We start from the raw sequence: 21,724 nt of genomic DNA, 5'->3' as shown, positions 1-21,724 counted from the left end.
GAGGCGCGTTTGCCCCCTCATCCCCCCGTCCCCCTTCTCCCACAAGAGGAGAAGGGGGAGACGGGGCGTCTTGATGCCCGAAATTGGAGAAGGAACGCCGTTGCCGTCGGGCTGAAGCCCTCGGCTAAGCAAGGCGAAGCCCGCCTGCGCGGGCTACGGCGGATTTTGTATTCAAAGACCATCAGAGAAGAACGCCCGCTCCCTCAATCGAAGGGGGATGGCGGCGGCGGTGGCGAGCCGACCTGAACTTCAACGCTCAGTCGGTCAGGCTCGATCTGGTCGGGAAACGTTTCGCGCAGCAACTGTTCCAGCAGCGCCTGATCGCTGTCGGGAGGCGGTGTGCATGTGGCGTCACCGCAGGTCACAACGACGACGATCGGTGGTTGGTCTCTGGGGGTGCTCGTGTCGCTTTTGCTGAGATTCTTTACCTCCTTCAACAACTGGGCGACGGTAAGCGCCAGGGTTGCAAGTGGAATCAGCGGTTGTGCGGCGTTTGCGGTCTCCACCAGCCACTGATACAGATCGCCGCCCCGCGAACCGTCGTACACCGGTTCGATCCGCTGGTTCTGTTGCACAAGACTCGCCACCACCTGGCGCGCAGTTGCGCTGACCAGCGCCGGGCTTGCGCCGGCATGCGGCGCTGCCCGGAAGATGAGTTTGATACTGGCATACGGCATGACACGCTCCCCAGAGTCTTTCAAGTCCTCATATGAAGACTGAGATGATACACTCCTCCGAATTATACAACCATTGCCGGTTCAGCGTCGCCATTCCGCCGGGGGTCGCCGAGGTGACGCTGCGCTACCGTCCGTGGGATGCGCCGCTGGGCGTCACGCTCTGTGTCGTCGGGGTGGCGATCTCGATCTGGATGTGGCGATCCGAACGTCCAGATACGCCAGTCTCGCCGGTTTGAGCGAAACGTCGGTCGAGAGCGAAGGGCGGCATTGTGCGCTCTGGGTGTGCGGGCGTCTCGCGTCGAACCGGCGTATCTGGCGAAGGCAGTCTATGCGCGCCCCGGGTGCGCGGGCGTCTCGCCACGCCCGTGGGGGGGTAACCGTCAGCACGTTATGGATGCCCCGGGTGCGCGGGCGTCCCCGCCCGCTCCAGACCGGAGATTGCCGGAATTGCCGCCGTCGCTTACCTGCTCTATGGCGAAGGGCAGCATTATTGAATATGCCGAACGTTGTGGCCGTGGGGCTGAGGAATAGCCGATAGCCGATAGCCGATAGGAGAGCTTGCTGCTGGGCAGAGGAATAGCCAATACACGACACCCGACAGGAGAGCTTGCCGTGGGGCTAATATTGAGAATTTGATCCGGTATACGCCTCGTGCCGTCGGGCTGATGGAGATTGAGCATTTATTCCGCTCTATCGCGCTAGCCGTGGGGCTGATGGTCTTTGAATAAATAATCCGCTATCCGAGACCGACATACTGTAAAAGCTTTGACGAGCCGGTTGCAAACGACGCGAAGAAGGCATCCAGATGGCTGCGCAACTGATCGAGATCCGTCGCCCAGCGATGCACGCGGGTGACCTCCTGACGCATCCACCGCCACAGCTTCTCGATCGGATTGCACCACGACGCATACGTCGGCAACGGCATCAGTTGGATGGGCAGGCGGACATCTCCAGCCCGGCGCACGGCCCGTCCACTGGGCGTGGCCGGCCAATTGCCAGGACGGGAAAACGCCCAGCGGGTCGTTTGCGGCTCGAGCGCCACCAGGACATCCGGATGAAAATGGACCGGCCAATTATCCAGAATGACATCGATGCGCTCAGCCTCAGGATAGGCAGCGTGCAGATCCTGGTAGAATCGCACCAGCGTCGCCAGGCCAATCGTCTTCGCCCGCCGGGTGACCACCTGGCCCGTCACGACGTCCAAACTGCCCACGATGCGCAGGTCACCATCGGTCGCCCGACTCCGTTCCGCCCGCACCTGATCGGCGCCTGCCCGTCCATACCCGTTGGCCAGGGTCGGGCGCCGGGTGACCGTGACTTCATCCAGATACACGGTCACCACCTGGTTGGGGTGCGCGCGGGCATCCTCCACCACGTCCGCAATCTCCTGCAGTTTGGCCTGATCGTGAGGATCAGGGCTATGCCCATGACTGCGGGCGCGCTGCCAGGTGATGCCCAACCGATCCAGGATGCGGGCGATCCCGCGCAGCGCGGCGTCGCGTCCCCACACCAACGGGCTGCGGATGGCGTCCAGGGTCCAGCGCGTCTGGGTCAGCCCACACTGCCGCGGGTCACGGCGGACCAGATGCTCCACCTCAGTCGCCGCCGTCTCGGGGTCATGGTGGTCAGGGGGAAAAAGCGGGCTTGCGCCCGCGTCCGTCCCGGATGGGGAGGCTATCGATGCCCTCGGCTTCCCAGCGATTCAGCCAGCGAGAGACGGTTTCCGGATGGCGCGGACGCAGCAAGCGTTCGCGCGCCACGACGGCAGGCGGTACGCCGGACGCGATGAGCAGTAATGCCGCCGCCCGTTCGCGCAAATAGGGCTTGGGAGCGTGATCGCGCAGGTCTTCGAGGGCCTCCCGTTCCTCGATGCACAAGTGAAGGGTCCGGCGTGCCGGCATCGCAACCTCCTGAGCAAGGCTTGACACGGATGAATATTAGTATAACGGAATATTTATTCAAAGTCCATAAGCCCTCGGCTATGGAATGCAAAGCCCGCCTGCGCGGGCTACGGCGGATTATTTCCTCAAAGACCATAAGCCCTTGCTGAGGTCGGGCAAGCCCTGCGGGCTGGATCAACCCCAGTCCTCCCGGCATATGGCAAGGATAACCGAAACGCCAGCCCCGCAGGGGCTTCCAGGCGCTCAGGGAGGGCTTATGGAGATTGAGCATTAAATCCGCTCTACCGCGCTAGCCGTGGGGCTGAAGCCCTCGGCTAGCCAAGGCGAAGCCCGCCTACGCGGGCTATACCGGACTATTTACTCAAAGACCATTAGCCCGCACTGCCGCGGGTCACGCCCGACGACGGGGACGACGGCGGATGTCTTCTCTTACCGACCGACATGCACGGCGGTCGCTGCGCGGGGAGCGCGATGGTGACTGCGGTCATCCGAGGAGGTTCAACCTCTATGAGAACTGCTATACATCCGCTATCCCGAACGAGCCGTCGGGCTGATGGAGATTGAGCATTAAATCCGCATTTTTTATGTACGTCCCGAGTGCGCGGGCATCTCGCCCGCTCCAGATCGGAAGATTGCCGAAATTGCCGCTCGCATGCATCAGACCTGCTCACACAGAGGCGCTAAGGTGCAGTGCGTGGATGCGCAGCACTTACAGGGCCCGTTGGATAAGGCTGCACCTGTTGCCGCAAGCGGGCATCTTGTGCGACACGGCAGACTCAGGCAATGGTCGACGCATCTGAGACTCCGTGGCCACCCATCAACAGACGTCTGCGCTTCTCGCGCCACGTAGCACGATAATTTTGCACTTCGCTACAGTAACAGGCTCCGCAACCGGCGACTGACGATCTGGCATCAGAGATTCGCCTGCCATTTCCGCATAATTTCGTATGCTTCTGCGAGGCTTCCGCCGTATGCTGTTAACCACTCAGGAGGAGACGCTACTGTGACTTGAAGCCAGAACGTATCAGTGCCGCGCCTTCCGGTATGCTGAGGAGTGTGGCCAATGACGTACTGTCGAAGAACATCTTTCGAGATCACCCAGCAATGCGCGTCGAACGGCGAAATGCCGAGGCAGATGACATACTCGTAATCCTGATCGCGAATTTGCTGGAAGTTGTAGATACCACTCTCCCAAAGCATTGAGAATTTGATCTCAACACGCTTTCCAGCAATGACCCGGTCTACCTCTGGTTTTCTGCTTGACGTGACATCAAGTCCTTTTGCCGCACACCAACCAGCCACAAGCTGCTCGCCGATCCTGCCGCGCTGCCGGGAGGGACGTGTCCTAATCCATCCGAATGGGCTATCAGCCCAGGGGTCATTATCCTCATCGCGAACATAGTCTTTCCTTAACATGCCTGCGATTGACACGAGTGTCTGGACATCAGGATCTTTGATCTGTTGCATCCGTTCACCTGATCCCGTCTTGTAGGCATTTAGAACAGCCTATATTGCTTTTCGCCCTTCTGGTACGGCATCGGATCGAAACCGACCCACGTAATACCCCTGATACCATCGAATCGCCTGGCCATCACCTGGAGGGCTTCCTGGCTGTTGTCCACCAGAATGAAACGCCGACCCAACTCCAGCGCCGCTATCCCCGTCGTCCCGCTACCGGCGAAGAAGTCGAGCACGACTGCCCCTGGGTGAGACGATGCCTGGATGATCCGGCGGAGAATCCCCAGCGGCTTCTGGGTCGGATACCCGGTCTTCTCAGAACCGTTCGTCGGAACAATCGTGTGCCACCATGTATCGGTTGGGAGTTTCCCGCGCGCCGCCTTCTCAGGTCCGACCAGTCCCGGCGCCATGTACGGGATGCGCTCGATTGCGTCCAGATTGAACACATGCTGACCGGGAACCTTCGCGTAGAGCAGGATGGTGTCGTGCTTGGGAGGCCATCGGTCCCTCGGACGCCCGCCGTAGTCATAAGCCCAGATAATCTCGTTCAAAAAGCAGGCGCGGTCGAAGATGGCATCCAGCAGCACCTTGCAGTAATGCACCTCGCGGTAGTCCAGGTGAACGTAGAGGCACCCATGCGGCGCCAGAATACGGTGCGCCTCGACAAGACGCGGTTCCAGGAATGCCAGGTAGTCGTCGAAGAGATCGGCAAAGCGCTTCTTCCCTACAACAATACTCTCGTAGCGATGTCCCTGGAAGCCGACACGGTCGCCGCTTTCAGAGCGCACGGTCTTGAGCTGGGTGCGCTCCTGGACTTTTCCGGTGTTGAAGGGGGGATCGATGTAGATCAGGTCTACCGATTCCGACGGAAGGGTGCGCAGCACGTCGATGTTGTCGGCAAGGTAGATTTTGCCGACAACATCGTCCTCAAGGAGATTCGTGTTCATCATTCCACTATTTCCTGCCTTCCCCGCAGCGAAGGAGCGGCAGGCGCATTTGTCATATTCCACACCGGCGCTACCCCGCGACCCGCTCGACCAGCCAGGTAACGGTGCCGGGGAACAGAATGACCAGGATCAGCACAACGAGTTGCAACACCATGAACGGTATTGCCCCTTTGTGAATATCGGCAGTTTCCACTTCCTTTGGCGCCACACTCTGAAGGTAGAAGAGCGAGAAGCCGACCGGTGGCGAGATGAACGCGGTCTGGAGATTGACCGCCATCATGATGCCGAACCAGACCATATCGACGCCGAGCGCACTTGCGGCGGGAACAAAGAGCGGCATGACAATAAAGCAGATCTCGACGAATTCCAGGAAAATGCCGAGCAGGAAGACAACGATGTTACTGACAATAATGAACGCCAGCAACCCGCCCGGAAGACCGGTCAGAATCTCGGTGACAAACTTTGTGCCGCCCAGACCATCGAACACCAGGGAGAAGAACGTGGAGCAGAACAGGATCATAATCACCAGCGTACTGGTGCGCGCCGTGCTGAGCGCCGAGTCTGCCAGCAACTTCCAGCTCAGGCGCTTATTCGCCCAGGCGAGCAGGATCGCACCGACCGCGCCAACCGATCCAGCTTCAGTCGGCGTCGCCAGACCGAAGAAAATACTTCCGAGCACGGCAAAGATCAACGCAATTGGCGGTACCAGCGCCTTCATCGATTTGGCGAACAGCGCCCATCCACGGATCTGGCGCATTTCCAGTGGCAGAGGAGGCGCGAGGTCTGGTTTGAGATAGGCGATGACCAGACAGTAGAGCGCATACGAACCGGCCAGCATCAACCCCGGAATCAATGCGCCGGCGAAGAGATCGCCGACCGAAACGCCGATCTGATCGCTGAGCACCACCAGCACCAGACTCGGCGGAATCATCTGCGCCAGCGTTCCCGATGATGTGATCGCGCCGGTCGCCAGGCCTTTGTCGTACCCCAGGCGCACCATGATCGGTAGCGAGATCAACCCCATCGCAATGATCGTCGCAGCAACAACGCCGGTGGTGGCTGCCAGGAGCGTCCCCACTGCAACAACGGCGAGAGCGATGCCGCCGCGTAGCGGACCGAGCAGAATGCCAACGGTTTCGAGCAGCTCTTCAGCCAGCCCTGATTTTTCGAGCACCGAACCGAGATAGATGAAAAAAGGGATCGCCAGCAACGTAAAGTCGGACATCGTCCCAAACCAGCGGTTCGGCAGCAGGCGGAGCAGGTCGAGTTTGAACGCATCGAGCGACAATCCGATCAACCCGAAGACAATCGCCGTTCCCGCAAATGAGAAAGCCACCGGGTACCCGCTAATCAGGAGAAAGAAGAACCCGACGAACATGGCGATAGCCAGCCACTCGTACCCCATCGTACTCTCCTATTCGACTACAGGTGCATGGTACTCTTCGATCTGCGCCGCCTGTTCGGCGCGAACAGCATTGGTCACAATCGCAAGGTATTTGATCGCCTGGGAGATCGCCTGCAAAAGGAGTAGCACAAAAGCGACGATAATCATCGACTTGATCGGCGCCCGTGGGAGACCATCAGGATCGGGCGACATCTCCCAGGGTCCCCACCTGCCGTTGGGCAGGCGTCCCCAGGAAAACATAACCGGATTGAAAGTCACAATAATCGCAATGATACAGAAGGGGATCAGGAAGAGCAGCGTTCCGGCGAGATCGATCAGGGCGCGGCGCTGTGGGGTCCAGTTCGCGTACCAGAAATCGACCCGTACATTCAGGTTGTGCTTCAAAATATAGGCAAAACCCAGAAAGAACATGATCGAGAAGAGATACCACTGCAACTCGATAATGGCGTTCGAGGTGAGACGGACGCCGATGAAACGCCCGACATAGCGCGCAACAACGTTGACAAAACCGATCGCCACCATCGCCATGACAATGTACGCCGTCTTGCTGCCAATCCATTCATTGAGCGCATCGATAGCATCGCTCACGCGCAAGAGGAACTGCATAGAACGCTCCTGACGCTTTTGTACGGATACCCGGAATGCACCGTTACCACTCTATAAAAAACGTGCAGATCAAAGTACACGTGTAGCCCTGTGCACAGGTACGCACTATCCATGCGTAGCGCACGTATATCTATGACGCGCATCAGACGGACATCACGGGAAGGCAGAGATAAGGATCCGACAACGTTTATTATACCATAACTCTCTCAGACAATCGCCAGAACGATGGTCAATGTGACGATGCTGAGCAGGGTGGAAAACAGGACGGTGGTGATAACAAACTCCGGCAGCAGATCGTTCTCGACCGCAATGATCGACGCGAGCACGGCGGCTGGCATGGCTGCCTGCAACACGCCAACCGCGCGCTCGATGCCGTCGAGACCGAACAGCGGCGCCAGCGCCAGCGCCAGCGCCGGACCTGCCGCCAGGCGGACTGCCGCCGCCAGAACGGTATCGAAGGTGAGGCGCGGCATACCTGCGCCCGAAAGTTGAACGCCGAGCGCCACCAGCATGGTTGGGATCATTGCCGCAGCAAGCAGACTGATCGACCGTGCGATGAGGGGTGGGAGTTCGATCTGCAAACTGTTGACCAGCAGTGCGGGCGGCACTGCGATCAGGGCTGGCGTTTTGACAACAGCAAGGGCTGCGCGCCAGGCGCTGCCGCGGTGCCAGTTTGCCGCCGCCACCCCAACAACGAAGGCAATGCTGGAAATCGCCAGGAAATAGACGGTGCCGGCAACCAGCGCCTGATCGCTGCCGGGAAAGCGGAATTGAATGATAGGAATGCCAAAGTTGCCAACATTGCCAAAAATGGCGATCAGCATATACGCAGCCACCATTTTCGGCGGGCGCCGCAGCGCTGTTGCGACCAGATAGCCCACAGCCGCACAACCCAGGTGAACGACAATCGTATATGCCACCATTTGCCCGGCAAGGGTTGCGCCAATGCGGGCGCTGCTCATGACGTCGAAGGTGAACGCGGGAATAAGAATAAAGTACGAGAAACGGGTCAGCGTCCGCGATTCAAGGTTGAGACGCGGACCGGCGACGTAACCAAAGGACACCAGCAGGAACACCGGCGCGAGCACGTTGAGGAAGATCGACAGCAGAGCAGGCACATCGCACTCCACACAACAGACAGAGCGAACACTGATCAACACCGTTCCGCCGATTCGGAATCGGCGAAACGGTGTTCAAACAGACGCTCCATGGCGAGCAGAAAGGGGTTTCTTTCCTGATACCGACAACCATCATCAACCGCCCGCGCGTTGTCGGAGATAACCGAGCAAGGCTTCGATCGCAGCGCGCTGCTGGTCGGTCGTCTCCTGGCGTTGCGCCGCACGCGTCAACAGTTCCTGCGCCTGTTGCGCCGCCTGATCGTAGCGCAGCAGATCACTGAGCACGATCGTGTAGTTCTGGCGCGCTTCCAGGTTGTCCGGTTGCAAGCGTACCGCTTCGGCAAACGCGGTTGCAGCGGTTTCGAGGTCGCCAGCGCGCACCGACAGCAATCCGATGATCGACGACAGTTGCGGGTCATCGGGGCGGGAAGATCGCGCCGCCAGGTAGCCGTCGCGCAGGCGTTTCATCTGATCAGGATCAGAGGAGAGCGCTGCGGCGATGGCGGTGATCTGCCCATCGAGCGCGCGCGGGTCACGCTCCAGCACCATCAGGTAGTGATCGACAGCGTCGGCGAATTTCCCCTGCGTGCGCAGGATGTCGCCCATCCGCAGAGGCGTATCGTTGTAGAGCGGGTCGAGCCAGCGCGACTTTTCGAGCAACGCCAGCGCCTGATCGTAGTCGCCGGATCGGGCGACGGCGGCAGCGTACTCGTTCAGAATGGCGACATCCTGTGGCGCAATTGCGTGCGCTCGTTGATACCATTCTATCGCCTGCGTCAGCGCTTCGCGATCCTGACCACCGCTCAGGTTCTGGTACCAGAAATTGTACATGCGCGCCAGGTTGGCAGCGTGATCCTTGTTGAGCGGCGCCAGTTGCTGCGCGCGCAGCAGAACGGCGCGGGCATAACTCAGCAGTTCCATCGGCGTGCGTTGCAGCACAAACGACTGCAGCGCCGCCGTGTCATCGAGTTGCAGCAGCGTTGCAACGCTGGCATTCGGGTCGATCTGACCGAGCGATGCACCGTTCTGGCGCGCCTCATTGACGCGCAGCGTGACCATGGTCATCAGCGACCGACCAAGGGTCAGGTAGTAGAAGTCCTGATCCGGCTCCATGCGGATCGCGTCGAGCAGATAACTGGCGCCGATGATCTGTTGTTCCAGCCTGCCGCCCGGATTGTCGATATACCCCTGCGCCTGTTGCAGCCGCATATCCGCGAGCACGCTGTCCACATTGAACGCCCAGACGCCCAGCAGGGCGATGATGAGAATCACGGCGTACACGGCCATCGCCGCTGCACGCCCTTCCTGGCGGGTGCGTGACGCAGCCGGTCGAGCAGGCGACGATCCGCGCCTGACCGCCTCGGCGCGTCGCCCGCTGCGCTGACGGGCAGATGTTGTCGCTTTCTCCGGCGCTCTGTCTTTCGGCGTTCTGCTTGAACGGGTCGCGTTATCGGGAGTTGGCGCTCCAGGCAAAGCTGATGCCTTCTCCGGCATGGTCTGTACAGGCGGCATACCGGGCAGGCGGTACATGCCGGCGATTCCGCCAGCAGACACGACAACCGCAAAAGACACCCATTGGAGCATCAACGTCGATACAATCGGGATGCCGGTCAATCCCTCAACCGCGTGCGCCGTCACGGCGGCAACCGCAGCGATGATCAGCACCTGCAACCCCCAATCGTCCAGGTGCGTCATCAGACGCCACGCCAGCGCGAAGAAACTGAACAGGAGAAAGAGGTAACTGATCAGCCCGAGCAACCCTTTGTTGATGATCTCATCGAGATACGCCTGGTGGGATCGATCCGGCGATGCTGATCGTGCTTCGAGGCTGGTGAGCGATGGGGGGTAGAACGGGTTGTACGCCACAAACATGGTTTCGGGACCCCATCCGACGATCATGCGCAATGGGTCGGAGCGGATGAGACCGGCGGCGCCGCCGGCTTTATCATCGCCGAACCAGATCAACCAGCGCACCCGTCCTGTGCCGCTCTCCACTTCGAGCAGACGCCCCATGCGACCGATGTACGGAACATCGCGCAACTGCTGAAAGACCGGCGCATCAGAAAGGTTGAAGGCTGCCAGGAAGCCGCCCAGCGCAATCGCCAGCGTCACTTCACCGATCAGCAACCCGCGCCAGAGTCGCACACGCGCCGGGTTATCCCGACGCGCCCGGTGCAACGCGAGCACAATCAGCAGGGTAAAGAACACAAACAGGGCTGCAAAGCCGCCGATCCAGGGTCCGCGACTCTGGGTAAAAAAGGTGGCGATCAGCAGCAGGGCTGTGATCACGAATGCACCGACCGCTTCGAGTGCGTAACTGAGGCGCGATGGAGTGTCGGGGCGCCGCGGAAGCAGAATCACCAGCGCATAACCGGCTGTCATGAGCGCGGTCGCAATCCCCAACCAGAGTGGCCACTCAACCCCCGGCCGCCCCTCCAGCGGAACCACCCGCTGGTTCGGTCCCTGCCCCAGCGTATACGAAATGCCGAGAAGGATGACGTATCCGAGCAGCAGGATGCCTGGTATCAGCGTCCCGAATGTCAGGCGCTCAGCGCGGTGCGGCGCCAGTGCGATCAGCAGAAACAACCCGCCCGCAACCACCAGCGCACCGGGGTAGACCCACCAGTAGCGCAGATCGGCGGCGCGCACCACTGCGCTGAACATCATGGCGGCGAAAACCAGCGCCAGCGCGGCCAGCGCCAGGAGCGCATACGCCGCTCCCCATCCGAGATCGACCGACGGCTGCGAAGGGGAGACCTGGCTGCTGCGCGCATGATGCACGGCAATAATGCCGCGATAGAGCGCGTAGGGCAGCACCATGATCATGTACGCTGCCACAAAGATCGAATTTCCCATCGTGGAAGCGACGCGGGACACCACATCGCCGCGCCAGGGGAGCGGATCGAGCTGAAGATGCTGCACGAGACCGTAGCCAGCGGCGATCAGGCTGGACAGGATCATCACGACGACCAGGCGATCAAGTTGCGCGCGACGACGCAGGTAGAGCGCAATCAGGACGCCGAGCATGATATAGGAGAGGTTCGTGAATGTGCCTTGCAAGCGCTGGTAGGACCCCCAGAAACTGACCGCTGGCGCGACCGACACCACTGTCGCCAGCACGAAGACCGCAGCATAGATCAGGGTTGGAACAGCGAGCGGCACAGCGGCGACACGACGCCACCAGGAGGCGCCGTTTGCGTCCCCGTCGGCAGGAGGGCGTGAGGCAGAGATTTTTTCGAGTGCATGGATCAGCGCCGCTGCCAGCATGATCATCACAATCGAGCGCAGCGTCGTGGCTTTATCCGGCTCGAAGTGACGGGCTGACAGCAGATTGAAGTATGTTGGTATCAGGAGCAGCGCGAGCAACCATCCACCCTCGATCACACGCTCGCACCAGACTGCGACAGGAGATGGACGTAACACCTGAGAACCTCCTGCTAGTTAATCCTCAAGCCAGTTGATCATTGCTTGACCTCAACGTGAAGTGCGTCAGGTGACAGATTGCGATCAGTCCGCTGTTTGTACGCCCGCGCCCGTTCGAGCATATCCAGAGCGCTCCGAAGACTGTGTTCGCTCACCGGCGTACCATCGAGCATGGCAGCAATCTCATGCGCTCGCTGGGCATCGTCGAGTTGCGCCACCACCGTGCGCGTTCGGCCGTCACTGAAGAGTTTGGCAATTGCGTAGTGCGCATCGGCGAATGCGGCGACCTGCGGCAGGTGCGTGATGCAGATGACCTGATGCCGGTCGCTGATGCTCCAGAGTTTCTCGCCCACCACCTGACCGGCGCGACCGCCAACGCCGACGTCGATCTCATCGAACACCAGGGTCGGAATGTCATCAACGCGCGAAAGGATCGATTTCAACGCCAGCAGCAGACGGGCGCTTTCGCCGCCCGACGCAATCCGCGCCAGTGGCTTGAGCGGTTCGCCGGGGTTGGGCGAGAGCAGGAATTCAACCGTATCGACACCGGAGCGATCAAACGACCAGCGGCGCTCAACGCCGTTCTCGATGATTGGAACCCCTTCCGGATCTTCAGTGCGTTCCAGATTGACTGCGAAGCGCACATGTGGGAGAGCGAGATCGCGCGCTGCCTGTTCGACCGCCGCTGCCAGGCGATCACCTGCTTCACGCCGCCGTTGCGACAACTCGCCAGCGAGACGACCGATCTCATCGAGCAGGCGTTGTTCTTTCGCTTCCAGGTCAGCCAGATGCTCCGCGCTGCGGGTCAGGCGTTCAATCTCCGCCTCAGCGGATGCTGCGCGCTCCAGGATATGCTCGATACTGCCGCGATACTTTCGCTGCATATCGCGGATCAGCGTCAAACGATCCTCGATAGCATCGAGACGAGCCGGATCAAACTCCATGGAATCGCGATAGGCGCGGATGCGCGTTGCCAGATCCTCAACACTGTAGAGCAGTTCAGCCGCCTGTTCGGCTGCCTGGCTCAGCGTCGGGTCAAGGCGGGCGAGTTCGGTCAGCGCATCGTTGATAGCGCCCAGGAGTTCGACGGCGGGTCGAGCGGCGCGTCGCCCTGTCTCATCGCCGGTATACAGGAGCGCATATGTCGTTGTCACCAGTTCTGTAATGCGCGCACCATTCTGAAGCAGCGCACGCTCGCGCAGCAACTCCTCCTCTTCACCCGGACGCAGACGCGCTGCTCGAACGTCCTCGAGCAGGAACGTCAACTCCTGGATGCGCTCAGTCCGACGCTGCGCTGCGCGCCGCAACGCATCGAGTTCGTCGCGCACCTGGCGCAGCGCCGCAACCTGCGCCGCAACCCGTTCACGCAACGGTATCAGACCGCCGAACCGATCGAGCATCTCGCCGTGGGTGCGACTGTTGAAGAGCGAAAGACCTTCGTGTTGACCGTGAATATCAACCAGGCGGCTGCCAATATCGCGCAACACGGCGCTGCTTACCGCACGACCGTTCACGCGCGCAACACTGCGCCCGCTCTCACGGATGATCTCGCGTGACAGGATCACCTGATCGTCGTCGTCGCGCAAGCCATACTCATCGAGGAGCGCGAGGAGATCGGGGCGATCGGCGATGCTGAAAATCCCCTCAACCCGCGCGCGCTCACTTCCGGCGCGCACAAACGAGGGGTCAGTCCGCTCGCCGCGCAGCGTGCCTAGCGCATCGATAATGATCGACTTGCCAGCGCCGGTTTCGCCGGTCAGGACATTGAACCCGTCGCAGAAGCGCAGATTGAGGCGTTCGATAATCGCAAAATCGCTGATGTTGAGTTCAAGCAACATGCACGTGACGGCGTATGCATCACACCTGACTGCACAGGTAGCAAAATTGTACCACAGCCGGTTGCGGCATGGCTTCGATCACGCGCTTACTTCCCACGTTCCACCGCCTGGATCGGGCGTTTGGCAACCGGACTGGCGCGACTCTGCATCCACACGTAGATGAAGCGCTGGATGGCTGTGATGTTGCTCAGGATCGCAAGACACCACAACATAAGCGTCACCCAACCGGTCAGCAATCCGAGAACGATCAGCACGATCCGTTCAGGACGCTCGAGCAGCCCCACCTTGCAATCGAAGCCGCATCCTTCGGCGCGCGCGCGGATATAACTGGTCAGCAGCGAACCTGCTGTTGCCGCGAAGATCAGCAGAGTCTCAACCGTGTGAACAGTCGAACGTTCGAAGTAGATCAGAAGCCCGAGGAAAATAAGCATATCCGCATAGCGATCAAGGGTGGAGTCGAGGAACGAACCGAAGCGACTGGCCTGATTCTTTGCCCGCGCCAGCGCGCCATCGAGCACATCGAAGAGACTGGCGAACGCGACGATCAACCCGCCGATGAAAAACTGTCCCGATGCCAGCCACCAGACGCTGGCCAGTGTCAACAGCAGATTCAAGAGTGTCAGCGTGGATGCGTGCAGACCGGTGCGTCCAAGCGTTCGCGCCACCAGATCGCCCGTCCACTGACGAATGCGCGTGTTGTATCGCTTCGTGAACATCGACTCAACCTCAATAGTATCAGCAAGGGGGTCGCCTCGGAGAGGACGATTACCTGCCCATCGACAGGCGATCAAAAAACTCCTGCAACTTTTCCCCGGTATGGAACACGATAGTGACCCGAAGTTCGCGTTCGCTGCGAACCAGGCTCACCGGCGTTCCCAGCAGACGTTCGAGTTCACGGCGGATCGCCTGGTCATCGGGGGACGGATCGGGACGCGCAGCGCGTTGACGTCTGTCGGGCTTCTCAGCGTCCAGGCGCGGGCGAACAGCCGACAGCGCACGATGAATATCGCCGGTCGTCCGGGCGTAGTCGGTCAGACGCTCCACCTCGCGGACATTCAGGTCGTGATCGATGATCGCCGCCACAGTCGCTTCCTGCGCCGCCTGATCGACAAGCCTGAGCAGTGCGCGTCCGTGACCGGCGCTGATCCGTCCCGCCAGCAACGCCTGTTGCGCCACCGGCGCCAGTCCCAGCAGGCGGCGTGTATTGGCGACCGCCTCGCGACTCCGACCGACCCGTTGCGCGATGGCTTCATCGCTCAAACCAAATTCATCTTTCAGCGTCTGATAGGCGTGCGCCTCTTCGAGCGCATTCAGATCGGCACGCTGAATATTCTCAATCAACGCAATTTCGAGCGCCTGCTGGGGAGTGCTTTCACGAACGATAACCGGCACGCGATCAAGACCAGCACGCCGGGCAGCGCGCAAACGTCGCTCGCCAGCGATCAGTTCATACCGACCATCATCACGTTCTGTGACGATCAATGGCTGGATGATCCCGTGTTCGCGGATCGACGCTGCCAGTTCATCGAGCGCGGACTCATCGAAATCCGAGCGTGGTTGATACGGATTGGCATCGATACTATCGATCGACGCCTCGCGCACGATCGTGCGCTCGGTGTCGCCGGGGATCAATGCTGCCAGACCGCTGCCAAGCCCTCGAGGACGTTTCATCGCGCAACCGCCTGTCGATCAATACGGCGCATCACCTCATCGGCGAACGCGGCATACGCCTGCGCGCCGCGACTGGAAGGATCATACTCGGCAATGGTGCGTCCGTAGCTGGGCGCTTCACTGATGCGCACGCTGCGCGGGATGAGCGTATTGAAGATGCGCTGCGGGAAGTAGCGCCTCACCTCCTCGACCACCTGCTGCGCCAGATTGGTGCGGCCATCGAACATGGTCATCACCACCCCCACAATCGTCAGACGCGGGTTGAGATGATCACGCACCCGGTCGATTGTCCCCTTCAACTGTGCCAGTCCTTCAAGCGCCAGGTACTCGCACTGAAGCGGAACAATCACACCGCGCGCAGCGCAGAGCGCGTTGAGCGTCAGAAGTCCGAGCGATGGCGGACAATCGAGGACGACCCAGTCGTACCCGGCCACCTGACTGAGCGCATCGGCAAGACGCCACTCGCGTCGTTCGGCGGAGACCAGTTCGACCATCGCGCCAGCAAGGTGTTCATTCGCCGGTACGATATCCAGTCCGTCACGACCGGTTGAGCGGATCGATCGGTCAAGACCGGCGATGCCGACCAGGACCTCATAGGTTGAGAAGCGCAGATCGCGTTTGGCGACTCCCAGGCTGGTTGTGGCGTTTCCCTGCGGATCGCAATCGACCAGGAGCACCTGTTGACCGCGACTCGCAAGTTCGCCTGCGAGATTGACCGCCGTCGTCGTTTTCCCGACGCCCCCCTTCTGGTTGGCCAGGGCAAGAATATACGGTTCGGAAGAGCTAATCGCCGCCATCGCCATACTGTTTCACGTGAAACGCACGCGCCCCGCCGACGCCGCTCCATTGTAGCACGAGGCGACACTTTGCGCGAACCGCGTTGTCACAGGTTGCACCAGGCGAATTGCTCACATATGACTTGATCGCCGACGGCTTGGACCATCCCATCCGCTGGCTATCCTTAAAGACTCTTTTGCATCCACCTTGACGTACCAACTCACACCGTGTTAGTATGGAGACTGACGCTACTATCAGACATCTTTACGCTTGCTGCGCGCAAACGTGCAAGCGATCCTCAGAAAGGTCGACCGATGATCCGTGTAACTGTTGACAGCATCCGCGTGAGTCTGCTGACACAGCACCGTGTCGTCGTCCTGCGCGAAGCCGAGAGTCGGCGCTATCTGCCGATCTGGATCGGCGCCTTCGAGGCGGATGCGATTGCGCTCGCTATGCAGGGGCACGAACCACAGCGCCCGATGACGCACGATCTGCTCAAATCGGTCTTCGGTGAACTGGGCGCGACGATCAGCCACATCGTCATCAATGACATCCAGGATAGCACCTTCTTTGCGCGGATCGTCGTCGAGCAGGGCAGCCACACCATTGAGATCGACTCCCGTCCCAGCGATGCGATCGCGCTCGCGGTTCGCGCCGATGCGCCGATCTATGTCGAAACGCATGTCTTTGAGGCTGCCGGTGTGCTCTTCGACGAGGAGGAAACCACCGCAGCCGATGAGCAACCGATGAGTGCAGCGCGACCTTCCGCAAGCATGGCTGAGACTGATGAACCAGATGCCGACACATCCGCCGATGAGGGCCTGTCGCTTTTCCGCGATTTTATCAACACCCTGGACATTGATGACGATGAAAAGAATAAGGGGAAGAACCAGTAGCAGGCTGACGATACGCACACTCGTCGTTGCGGGATGCGTCCTCCTGGGTTCAGGAGGACGCACCTGTTCAGCAGGTCGTCTCTGACTCTTTTTGTGGAAAACAAGGGTGATTTTGTGGATAACGCCATGATTATGTGGATAAGTCGGTGGATCGGGTGTGCCTGGGAGGTGGAGGCATAGGGAGAGATCGGTCAATCCACCCATGCTCTCTGGACAAAAGGGGAAACAGTTCCACTTTTCGTCCCAGGGATTGCAGCGCGTCCTGGAGCATGCTTCGCGTCTTCTTCCACTAATCCACACCCACTACTATCACGACGGTCTTTCTTCTCAAAATAAGAACATGTTCTGGGGATTCCCGGAGCGTGAGCCCTGGAGTTGTATTCGACGTCGGTATGTGCGACCCTGCTTTTCTTCGCCGCTGCATTGACAGCACGCCGACTCTATCGTATACATAAGGTAACAATAATCTTGCTCCCGACACACCCATCCGCGCGCCGGATTCGCTTACGGTGAGGTAACCGATATGGCCGCTACGATCCTCGTTGTTGAGGATGAGGAGCCGATTCTGAATCTGGTCGTCGCCTATCTCAAGGCCGACGGCTTTGTCGTTCATACTGCGCGCGATGGTGAATCGGCACTGCAACAGGCGCAGATAGTGCGTCCTGACCTGGTTGTGCTCGACCTCCTGCTTCCCGGAATTGATGGTCTTGAAATTTGTCGCCGCTTGCAGCACGATGGCGGTCCGTATGTCCTTATGCTCACTGCGCGTGCAGAGGAGGTTGATAAGGTCGTTGGTCTGTCGGTGGGCGCCGATGACTATCTGACCAAACCATTCAGCCCGCGCGAACTGGTAGCGCGCGTCAAGGCGATCCTGCGCCGCCGGCGGCATACGGGGGCGGCGCCAGCTGAGAATACGCTCCTGACGTTTCGCGATCTTCAAATCGATGTTGCGCGACGAGAGGTGCAGCGGCGCGGCGTGCCGGTGACGCTGACGGCGCGTGAGTTCGATCTGCTCTACACGCTGGCTGCAATGCCGGGACGTGTGTTTACGCGCGAGCAACTCCTGGAACGGGTTTGGGGTCACGATTTCGACGGCGTTGATCGCGTTGTTGATGTGCATATCAGTCTGTTACGCCGGAAACTTGAGGATGATCCCGCTGAGCCGACGCTGATCCAGACGGTGCGGGGGGTTGGATATAAGTTTACCGGTTGATCGGGTCGTTCAACCGTTAGTGCGGGATTGATCCACGTTGTGTGTGACCGCATATGTCCTGGTTTCATCGACTCCGCTGGAAATTGTTTGTTTCCCACGCGATCATTATTGTGATCGCGGTGGTCGTGCTGCTTGGCGCCGCGCAGATTCTGGTGCGCAGCAGCATGATGGAAAGCGCGACCCTGGCGTCATTGTCCGCAGGGGATGATCTGCTGATTGCGTCAGGTGAAGTCGCCGTGCAACGCCGGTTTCAGTCTATTCTTGAACAGGCGCTGTTACTCGCAAGTTTTGGTGCGCTCGCCGCAGCAGTCGTCGTCAGTCTGTTCGTCTCCCGGCGCATCGTTGAGCCGTTGCAGGATCTGACCGCCGTGAGTCGTCGGTTGGCGCAGGGGTACTACCGTGAGCGGACGTTCATTCATTCCGATGATGAACTGGCTGAGTTGAGCCAGAGTATTAATCATCTGGCGGAGGCGCTCGATCGCACCGAACAGCGTCGCCTGGCACTGATCGCAGATGTGGCGCACGAGTTGCGCACGCCGCTGACCACGATTGAGGGGTACATGGAAGGCTTGCTGGACGGCGTTATTGCACCGGACGAGCAAACATTCACGCTGATCCGCCATGAAGCGGCGCGGTTGCGTCGTCTGACCGAGGAACTTGGTCTGTTGTCACGCGCCGAAGCTGGCGAACTGCGCGTCCAGCCGCGCCTGTTCGATCTCTGTACCATGTTGCAGGAGTTGATCGCTCGCTTTCAGCCGCAGTTCGCCGCCTGCGAGGTCGAGTTGCGTCTGTACCTGTCGGTTCAGTCCCTCACCGTCTATGCCGATCCTGATCGCCTTATGCAGGTCATGGTGAACCTGCTATCGAATGCGCTGCGCTACACCCCCGCCGGCGGTCTGGTGGAGGTGTCGTTGACGCCGCTCGGCGAGTATGTGCGCATTTCGGTGCGCGACACCGGCATCGGCATTGAAGCCGAACATCTGCCGCTCATTTTTGAGCGCTTCTATCGCGTGGACAAGTCGCGCACGCGCAATAGCGGCGGAACTGGTATTGGATTGACCATTGCCCGGCACCTGGTGTATGCCAGCGGCGGTGAGATCTGGGCGGAAAGCGATGGCGCCGGCAAGGGATCGACGTTTCATGTCACCCTGCCGACCGCCGTCGTCTACCAGCCGGTTCAGATCGCTGTTGCGGATGGCTGAACCGGACGCAGGGTCGTTTGTGGCGTTGGAGAAGCCGAACGTACAGGTATTCGCCTGTTCAGACCCGGCATAGCAGGAGGCGCACGCTGAACTGGACCGGTCTGTTGGTTGGGGGCATGTTCTGGCTCGCGATGGTCTCCATCGCGCTGCTGCTCCTGACATTGCTGTTTCCGCAACTTGAACGCCGCGACGAAGAGCGTCCCCGCACACTGACGCCGCCGTATGTGCCCCGTCGTCAATCTGAGCAGCCCTCTATGCCGGCGGTGACGATCGTTGAAACCCCGAAAACTGCGAGTCTCTCCCGTTCAGTGCAAACTGCCTACTGGTCGGCAAATACGCGGCTGATTCGCATCTTGCTGCTGGTATGGGGCGGGAGTGTGTTCTTACCAGCCATGTTCGCGGCTGAATTGAACCGGATACGGGTGTTGACCGGCTTTCCGTTGTCCTACTTTCTCGCTGCACAGGGCGCTCCAATCCTTTTCCTTGTCCTGGCTGCACTCTATACCGCGATCATGACACGCCGCGATCGTCAGTTGGGAGGGCGCCAGGTCGATCCATCCCTGCCGGTTGCCGACGCAATGTTGCCGGTGGCGCTGGTGATCGGCGGCGGTGCGCTGATTGTCGTTGTCGATGTGGTGTTTCGACTGCCGGTGACCATCATTGGCTGGGGCTTGATCATCCTGACGATCGTGGTCTATGCTTCAATTGGCATCCGCGGCCGCGCCCAAGACCTGGAAGCGTACTATGTGGCGGGGCGACGCATCCCGGCGTTGTTCAATGGGCTGGCGATCAGTGCGGACTGGATGAGCGCGGCGACCTTTATCTCGCTTGCCGGTACGCTCTGGATGTTGGGCTATGAAGGGCTGGCGTACATCATCGGCTGGACCGGCGGATATGTGTTGCTGGCGCTGCTGCTGGCGCCCTATCTGCGCAAGTTCGGACAGTACACCATTCCTGAGTTTATCGGCGCGCGCTATGCCTCGACTGTCGCACGCCTGGTCGCCGCGATTGTGACGGTTATCGTTTCGTTCACCTATTTGACGGCGCAGGTGTCCGGGATTGGTCTGATTATGGGGCGCTTTCTTGGCGTCAATTACCTGTTTGGCGTTGCGATCGGTCTTGGCGCGGTGCTGTTCTGCTCCTACCTGGGAGGAATGAAGGCGGTCACATGGACGCAGGTTATCCAGGCGATCGTGATCGTGGCGACCTATCTGATCCCTGCCGCACTGCTGTCGCTCAGAGATACAGGGGTCGCTCTGCCGCAGATCATGTATGGCGCTGCCTTCGATGTCATTGCCGATCTTGAATCCACCCAGAATATCCCAAAATCATATGCCGAACCATTCAATGACTGGTCGGTCTGGCAATTTCTGGCGCTGGCGTTCTGTCTGATGTGCGGCACTGCCGGTCTGCCTCATATCCTGGTGCGGTTTTATACGACGCCGTCGGTGATCCATGCCCGGCGCAGCGTAAGCTGGGCGCTTTTGTTCATTGCGCTGGTCTATCTGACCATCCCGGCGTATGCCGCCTTCTCGCGCTGGGAAATCCTTGCGCACGTCGTTGGTCAGTCGGTGCGTTCGCTGCCACAGTGGGCAGTGAACTGGGGGAATGCCGGACTGTTGAGCATTACCGACCTGACGACGCTTGAAGGAGAGACGGTGGCGACCGTGCCGGGATGGGCGAAGAGTCTGCTGGAAAGCGGGGGGCTGCAATTTGTCGATGCGAACGGTGATGGGCGCATCCAGATCGAAGAGTTGAGCGGGCGCGCGGTTACTCCCACGTCGATTGACGGCATCTTACAGTACAACGAGTTGAAAATCAGCCCCGATCTGGTCGTGGTCTCGACGCCTGAAATCGTTGGTCTTCCTGGCGCCGTCGCTGCACTGGTGATCGCCGGCGGGCTGGCGGCGGCGTTGAGTACTGCCGATGGATTGTTGATCGTCATTACGTCGTCGGTGGCGCTCGATGTCTATCAATCGTTGAACCGGCACGCACCGGCGCGTACCTTGCTTGCGATCGGGCGTATCGCCCTGTTCCTGGCAGCGGTGCTGGCTGCGCTCACCGCACTGCGCCAGCTGGGTATTATTGTCGAACTGGTTGCATGGGCGTTCTCCATCGCGGCGGCAACCCTGTTCCCGGTGCTGACGCTCGGCATCTTCTGGCGACGCGCCAATCGTCAGGGGGCGATTGCCGGCATGATCACCGGTCTGCTCGCCGTTGCCGGCGCCATCGTCATCAACCTGTTGAGTCCATCCACGAATTTCCTTGGTATTTCCGGTCCCGCAACCGGTATCTTCGGCATCGTCGCCGCACTGGTCATGACCATCGTTGTCAGCCTCCTGACCCCCCCGCCTCCGCCAGCGACCCAGACGTTGATCGATGCCGTTCGACGTCCGTAGAACGTGGAGACGCTACAGAATGGCGCTCTTGACATGCGCATCCCGGTCGTGTACCATGCGGGCGTGTGTATGGTACATCGATAGTTTATCCGTTTGCGTTGACGAGGACGAGTAGCTGTGAGACCGCCTTCAGGGAGGGCGCGCCGATGACTGTGAGCGCACCCGGCGATAGATGCAGCGAAAACCACCTCCG

19 protein-coding genes are annotated in these 21,724 nt (G+C 60.0%); 5 read left to right on the top strand and 14 right to left on the bottom strand.

Translation table 11 applies throughout. From position 1 onward, the window contains the following. Positions 1–203 precede the first annotated feature (203 nt). Positions 204–677: a hypothetical protein gene (locus ROSERS_RS00645; RefSeq protein ID WP_011954927.1), complete on the bottom strand. Its 474-nt coding sequence runs from the start codon at positions 675–677 to the stop codon at positions 204–206. Between the two features lie 44 nt (positions 678–721). Between ROSERS_RS00645 and ROSERS_RS00640 the strand changes: the two genes are divergently transcribed. Then, the gene (locus tag ROSERS_RS00640; protein WP_041332634.1) at positions 722–913 is read left to right on the top strand and encodes a hypothetical protein; all 192 of its coding nucleotides are present in this window, start codon (positions 722–724) and stop codon (positions 911–913) included. Positions 914–1,413: 500 nt separating this feature from the next. Here ROSERS_RS00640 and ROSERS_RS00635 read toward each other — a convergent pair whose 3' ends face one another. From ROSERS_RS00635 to ROSERS_RS25655, 13 genes are all read right to left on the bottom strand, one after another. Continuing rightward, positions 1,414–2,271, bottom strand: coding sequence for an IS630 family transposase (locus ROSERS_RS00635; RefSeq protein WP_041332632.1), 858 nt, complete (start codon positions 2,269–2,271; stop codon positions 1,414–1,416). Positions 2,272–2,302: 31 nt separating this feature from the next. Continuing rightward, complete coding sequence (locus tag ROSERS_RS26560) at positions 2,303–2,578, bottom strand: helix-turn-helix domain-containing protein (RefSeq protein WP_041332630.1); 276 nt, start codon at positions 2,576–2,578, stop codon at positions 2,303–2,305. Positions 2,579–3,490: 912 nt separating this feature from the next. Continuing rightward, positions 3,491–4,045: a hypothetical protein gene (locus ROSERS_RS00625; protein ID WP_011954925.1), complete on the bottom strand. Its 555-nt coding sequence runs from the start codon at positions 4,043–4,045 to the stop codon at positions 3,491–3,493. Between the two features lie 29 nt (positions 4,046–4,074). Next, positions 4,075–4,986, bottom strand: coding sequence for a DNA-methyltransferase (locus tag ROSERS_RS00620; protein WP_011954924.1), 912 nt, complete (start codon positions 4,984–4,986; stop codon positions 4,075–4,077). A gap of 67 nt (positions 4,987–5,053) precedes the next feature. Beyond that, the gene (locus tag ROSERS_RS00615) at positions 5,054–6,388 is read right to left on the bottom strand and encodes a TRAP transporter large permease (protein ID WP_011954923.1); all 1,335 of its coding nucleotides are present in this window, start codon (positions 6,386–6,388) and stop codon (positions 5,054–5,056) included. A gap of 9 nt (positions 6,389–6,397) precedes the next feature. Continuing rightward, the gene (locus ROSERS_RS00610) at positions 6,398–6,994 is read right to left on the bottom strand and encodes a TRAP transporter small permease subunit (RefSeq protein WP_011954922.1); all 597 of its coding nucleotides are present in this window, start codon (positions 6,992–6,994) and stop codon (positions 6,398–6,400) included. Between the two features lie 206 nt (positions 6,995–7,200). After that, the gene (locus ROSERS_RS00605; RefSeq protein WP_011954921.1) at positions 7,201–8,112 is read right to left on the bottom strand and encodes an AEC family transporter; all 912 of its coding nucleotides are present in this window, start codon (positions 8,110–8,112) and stop codon (positions 7,201–7,203) included. A 135-nt stretch (positions 8,113–8,247) separates the two neighbouring features. Beyond that, a complete protein-coding gene (locus ROSERS_RS00600; protein WP_011954920.1) occupies positions 8,248–11,535 on the bottom strand; it encodes an O-antigen ligase family protein in 3,288 nt (1,095 codons plus the stop codon). Positions 11,536–11,573: 38 nt separating this feature from the next. Beyond that, positions 11,574–13,373, bottom strand: a complete 1,800-nt coding sequence (recN, locus tag ROSERS_RS00595; protein ID WP_011954919.1) for a DNA repair protein RecN — start codon at positions 13,371–13,373, stop codon at positions 11,574–11,576. A gap of 86 nt (positions 13,374–13,459) precedes the next feature. Next, positions 13,460–14,089, bottom strand: a complete 630-nt coding sequence (locus ROSERS_RS00590; protein WP_011954918.1) for a CDP-alcohol phosphatidyltransferase family protein — start codon at positions 14,087–14,089, stop codon at positions 13,460–13,462. A 49-nt stretch (positions 14,090–14,138) separates the two neighbouring features. Further along, positions 14,139–15,044 carry a ParB/RepB/Spo0J family partition protein gene (locus ROSERS_RS00585; RefSeq protein ID WP_011954917.1) on the bottom strand — a complete coding sequence of 302 codons (906 nt, stop codon included), beginning with the start codon at positions 15,042–15,044 and terminating at the stop codon, positions 14,139–14,141. Beyond that, complete coding sequence (locus ROSERS_RS00580; protein ID WP_011954916.1) at positions 15,041–15,847, bottom strand: ParA family protein; 807 nt, start codon at positions 15,845–15,847, stop codon at positions 15,041–15,043. Before ROSERS_RS00580 ends, ROSERS_RS00585 begins: the two co-directional genes overlap by 4 nt. Then, positions 15,828–15,992 carry a hypothetical protein gene (locus ROSERS_RS25655; protein ID WP_157040911.1) on the bottom strand — a complete coding sequence of 55 codons (165 nt, stop codon included), beginning with the start codon at positions 15,990–15,992 and terminating at the stop codon, positions 15,828–15,830. The genes ROSERS_RS00580 and ROSERS_RS25655 overlap by 20 nt, the downstream gene beginning before the upstream one ends. 143 nt (positions 15,993–16,135) lie before the next feature. Between ROSERS_RS25655 and ROSERS_RS00575 the strand changes: the two genes are divergently transcribed. From ROSERS_RS00575 to ROSERS_RS00560, 4 genes are all read left to right on the top strand, one after another. Continuing rightward, positions 16,136–16,717 carry a bifunctional nuclease family protein gene (locus tag ROSERS_RS00575; RefSeq protein WP_011954915.1) on the top strand — a complete coding sequence of 194 codons (582 nt, stop codon included), beginning with the start codon at positions 16,136–16,138 and terminating at the stop codon, positions 16,715–16,717. A 523-nt stretch (positions 16,718–17,240) separates the two neighbouring features. Beyond that, positions 17,241–17,930: a response regulator transcription factor gene (locus ROSERS_RS00570; protein WP_011954914.1), complete on the top strand. Its 690-nt coding sequence runs from the start codon at positions 17,241–17,243 to the stop codon at positions 17,928–17,930. A 53-nt stretch (positions 17,931–17,983) separates the two neighbouring features. Continuing rightward, positions 17,984–19,132, top strand: coding sequence for a sensor histidine kinase (locus ROSERS_RS00565; protein WP_011954913.1), 1,149 nt, complete (start codon positions 17,984–17,986; stop codon positions 19,130–19,132). A gap of 116 nt (positions 19,133–19,248) precedes the next feature. Continuing rightward, positions 19,249–21,531 (top strand): VC_2705 family sodium/solute symporter, encoded by a 2,283-nt coding sequence (locus ROSERS_RS00560; protein ID WP_011954912.1) that lies wholly within the window; start codon positions 19,249–19,251, stop codon positions 21,529–21,531. The last annotated feature ends 193 nt before the right edge of the window (positions 21,532–21,724 follow it).

It is taken from the genome of Roseiflexus sp. RS-1 (genome assembly GCF_000016665.1).
Taxonomy (GTDB): domain Bacteria; phylum Chloroflexota; class Chloroflexia; order Chloroflexales; family Roseiflexaceae; genus Roseiflexus.
The sequence above is the reverse complement of the archived record's forward strand: the minus strand, read 5'-3'. Positions and strand labels throughout refer to the sequence as shown.